This window comes from Pseudomonas sp. 34 E 7, from assembly GCF_900005715.1.
In the GTDB taxonomy this organism is placed as follows: domain Bacteria; phylum Pseudomonadota; class Gammaproteobacteria; order Pseudomonadales; family Pseudomonadaceae; genus Aquipseudomonas; species Aquipseudomonas orientalis_A.
Genome location: NZ_CVTX01000057.1, coordinates 1 through 3,897 on the forward strand (window position 1 = coordinate 1; position 3,897 = coordinate 3,897).

At 65.3% G+C, this 3,897-nt stretch carries 2 protein-coding genes and 1 pseudogene; all 3 read right to left on the reverse strand.

Annotation, left to right across the window (positions count from 1 at the left end; genetic code table 11):
• Positions 1-739 (reverse strand): annotated as a pseudogene (locus BFP96_RS02285) (acetyl-CoA C-acyltransferase); the annotation flags it as partial.
• The gene (locus tag BFP96_RS02290) at positions 736-2,610 is read right to left on the reverse strand and encodes a feruloyl-CoA synthase (RefSeq protein ID WP_065935502.1); all 1,875 of its coding nucleotides are present in this window, start codon (positions 2,608-2,610) and stop codon (positions 736-738) included. The gene BFP96_RS02290 and the pseudogene BFP96_RS02285, both read right to left, overlap by 4 nt.
• A gap of 62 nt (positions 2,611-2,672) precedes the next feature.
• A partial coding sequence (locus BFP96_RS02295; RefSeq protein WP_065935503.1) for an aldehyde dehydrogenase occupies positions 2,673-3,897 on the reverse strand: 1,225 nt, incomplete at its 5' end.

Consider the following 3,897-nt stretch of genomic DNA (forward strand, 5'->3'; position numbering starts at 1 on the left):
AGCTCGCAAGGTCGGTGGGCCGAGGGTGGCTGTCCGCGCTGACGGCACCGGTCCGACGCGCCAGGCTGATGCCTCTGGGCTGGTATCCCTCAAGCTCGAATACCTGGTTATCGACCATCACCACCTCGTCAACCCAAGCGCCGTCATGCTGCGCCTGCAACGCTCGCTGGTGGCTGGCGCAGGCGTAGCGGTCCACCGCCTCGCGACCCAGGCCATAACGGCGCGCCAGGTTGTCGGCCGTGGCGATCATGTCCAGGCCCGGGGCCGGGTCATACAAGGCTTCCCACAGAAAATCCTTGAACTGGACCTCGCCGCCAAGACGAAACCCGCCCCTGTGGGTGTAAGCCGCGATGGGGTTGCGCGACATGGATTCACTGGCCACACACAAGGCCAGTTGCCCGCCGTCGCGCAGTTGCCCGGCAGCCTGGCGCAACAGTTCGAAACCGGTGGCGCAGATGCGCTGCACCCCCAGTGCCGGGACCGCTTGCGCCACCCCGCTGTACAAGCCGATATGCCGCGGCAGCAAGTAGGCATCGAAACTGGCCTGGGCCATGGAGCCGGCCAGAACGCTGTCCACTGCCTGCGGTTCAATACCCGCACGGGCCAGTACCTCACGGCCCACCTTGATCCCCAAGTCGATGGGTGAGACCTGAGACAGTGCGCCACCCAGGTCAATCCAGGGGGTGCGCACGGCCTCGAGAATCGCCACATCGGCAAACGCCGAATACTGCCCGTTCAAGGTTTCGGCTCGGCGCGCAGGATCGTGGCCTCTTCGCCGCGATACAACGCCTCGACCTTGGCCGCGCGCCATTGCAGCACGGCGCGCTGGTTGATCGAACCTTTGTCGGTGATTTCCCCACGATCGATGGACGCCGGCTCGTCGAGCAGGGCAATCCATTCCAGGCGACTGGCATTGCCGGTCACCCCGCGATTGAGGCGTTGCAACCAATCGCCGAACCACTGGCGCACCGGCGCGCTGCCGAGCACGTCGGCGTCGCTGGCGTCGGCGCCCAGGCCCGCCAGCCGACGGCATTCGTAGAGCCTGGGGAACACCAGTGCTCCGAGGCACTCGCGATCGGGCGCGGTAATCACCAGGTCCTGCACATAGGGCGAGCCGTCGAGCACCGCGCGATTGCGCAACGGACCAACGCTGACAAACACCCCGGAAGAGAGCTTGAAATCCTCAGCAATTCGCCCATCGAACATCAAGCCCAGTTGCGGCTGCTGAGGGTCGGCGAGCTTGATCGCGTCTCCTGAACAGTAGAACCCGTGTTCATCGAACACCTCGGCGGTTTGCTGGGGGGCTCGCCAGTATCCCGGCATGATATGCGGCCCGCGAAAGCGCCCTTCGAACTTGCCGTCCACCGGCACCAGGCGCACCTCGCAGCCCGGCGCGGGCAAGCCGATATAGCCGGCCATGGACAACGGCCCGGTGGTGAAGGTGCAGGACGGTGCGGCTTCGGTCATGCCCAGCCCGGCCATCATGCGGATGCGTTCACCGCAGTGCTGTTCGGCTACGCGATCGAGGCGATCCCAGATACTTTGGGACAGGCCGGCGGCAGCGAAGAAGAACAGTTTCATCCGCGCAAAAAAACATTCGCGCAACTCGGCGTCCTGTTCCAGGGCGTTGACCAGTTCTTCCCAGCCCTTGGGCACCGTCAGGTAAGCCGTGGGCGAAATCTCCTTGAGGTTGCGCAAGGTCTGGGCAAAACCCTGGACCGTGGGCTTGCCGTCGTCCAGGTAAAAGGTGCCACCGTTGTAGAGCACGATGCCGACGTTGTGGCTGCCGCCAAAGGTGTGATTCCACGGCAGCCAGTCCACCAGCACCGGAGGCTCCTCACCAAACACCGGAAACGTCTGCAACAGCATCTGCTGGTTGGCGCAGAGCATGCGCTGCGTGGTGATCACGGCCTTGGGCAATTTGGTCGAGCCCGAGGTGAAGAGAAACTTGGCGATGCTGTCAGGACCGGTGGCCTGGAACGCCGCATCGGCCTCGGCGCCGCCCGGCGTTTGCAGCAGGCTCGCAAAGCTGGCCTGAGTACGCCCGGGGACGTGGCCGCGCACGCAGATCAACGGGGTCTCGGCCGGCAATACCGCCTCGATCGCACGCTGGTAGGCCGCCGCATCGCTGACGAATACCAGCCCGGGTTGCAGCAGGTCACAGACATGCCGCAGCTTGGCGAAATCCTGGGACAACAACGCGTACGCCGGCGAGACCGGGCAGTACGGAATACCGGCGTACATGGCGCCGAGGGCGACCTGCAAATGTTCGATGTCGTTGCCGGACAGCAATGCCAGCGGCTTGTCCGCCGACAGCCCGTAATTCAGCAGGCCCTGGGCAATCGCGCGCACGCTGTCGAGCATCTCGCGGTAGCTGACACGGCGCCAATCCCCACCGGCCTGGCGGGCCGCGATAAACGTCTGCTCGGGCCGTACCCGAGCCCAATGCACCAGGCGATCGAGCAGGCGCGCCGGCAACTCGGCCAGGGGCTCCAGGGAGCGCATGTGCAACACGCCGTGTTCTTCAGTGACCGCCACCGGCGCGTGGCCGATGGAGACCTCGCGGTATCGCGGTGCGGGCTGGGGTTGCGGTCGGAATTCGGAACTCACAAGGATGTCCTCCAGCAAGGCGGATCACAGCCGCCTTGTTATTGTTATGTCGCAGCAACTGCTCAGATCGGGTAATGCCGTGGCCCGTTCTGCAAGGTCACCCAACGCAATTGCGTGAAGTGCTCAATGGACGCCTTGCCACCAAAGCTGCCGTACCCACTGGACTTGACCCCGCCAAACGGCATCTGCGCCTCGTCATGCACGGTCGGCCCGTTGATATGGCAAATACCCGACTCGACCCGCTGCGCCAGCGCCAGTGCACGCCCGGTGTCGCGGCTGAAGATCGCCGCCGACAGGCCGAACTCGGAATCGTTGGCCAGGCGCAGCAAGGCTTCATCACCCTCACCACGCAGCAGCACGGCCACCGGGCCAAAGGACTCTTCGCGGTACAAGCGCATCTGTTCGGTGACGCCATCGATCAGGGTCGGCTGCAGGATGCTGCCCTCCAGTTGGCCGCCCACCACCAGCCGCGCGCCCTTGGCCAGGGCATCGTCGATCAGGGCCTTGATGCGTGTGCCGGCGCTGGCATCCACCAGGGAGCCCAGCACCGAATCCGCCGCAGCGGGGTCACCCGCACGCAAGGTCGCGACCTTGGCCGCCAACTTGGCGGTGAACGCATCGGCGACCCTGGCATCGACGATCAGGCGTTCGGTGGACATGCAAATCTGGCCCTGGTTGAAATAGGCGCCAAAGGCCGCCGCCGCCACAGCGGCGTCAAGATCGGCATCGTCGAGCACCAGCAACGGTGCCTTGCCGCCCAGTTCCAGCAACGCCGGCTTGAGATGACGCGCCGAGAGTTCGCCGACAATCCGCCCCACGTGGGTCGAGCCGGTGAAATTGACCCGGCGCACGGCCGGGTTGGCGATCAGCCGCTCGACAATCGCGGCGGCATCGGCCGGAGCATTGCTGATGACGTTGACCACGCCATCGCCAAGGCCGGCATCCTGCAACACCTGGCCGATCAAGCGGTGCACCGCCGGGCTTAATTCCGAGGCCTTGAGCACCACGGTATTACCGCAGGCCAGCGGCATGGCGATGGCGCGTGTGGCGAGGATGACCGGGGCGTTCCACGGCGCGATGCCCAGCACCACACCGCACGGTTGACGCAAGGCCATGGCGAAACTGCCGGGGACATCGGAGGGGATCACCTCCCCGGTGATCTGGGTGGTCATCGACGCCGCTTCGCGCAGCATATTGGCCGCCAGGCGCACATTGAAGCCATACCAGTTGGCCATGGCGCCGGTCTCGCCGGCGGCGGCGATGAATTCGCTGCTGCGCGCCTGCAAT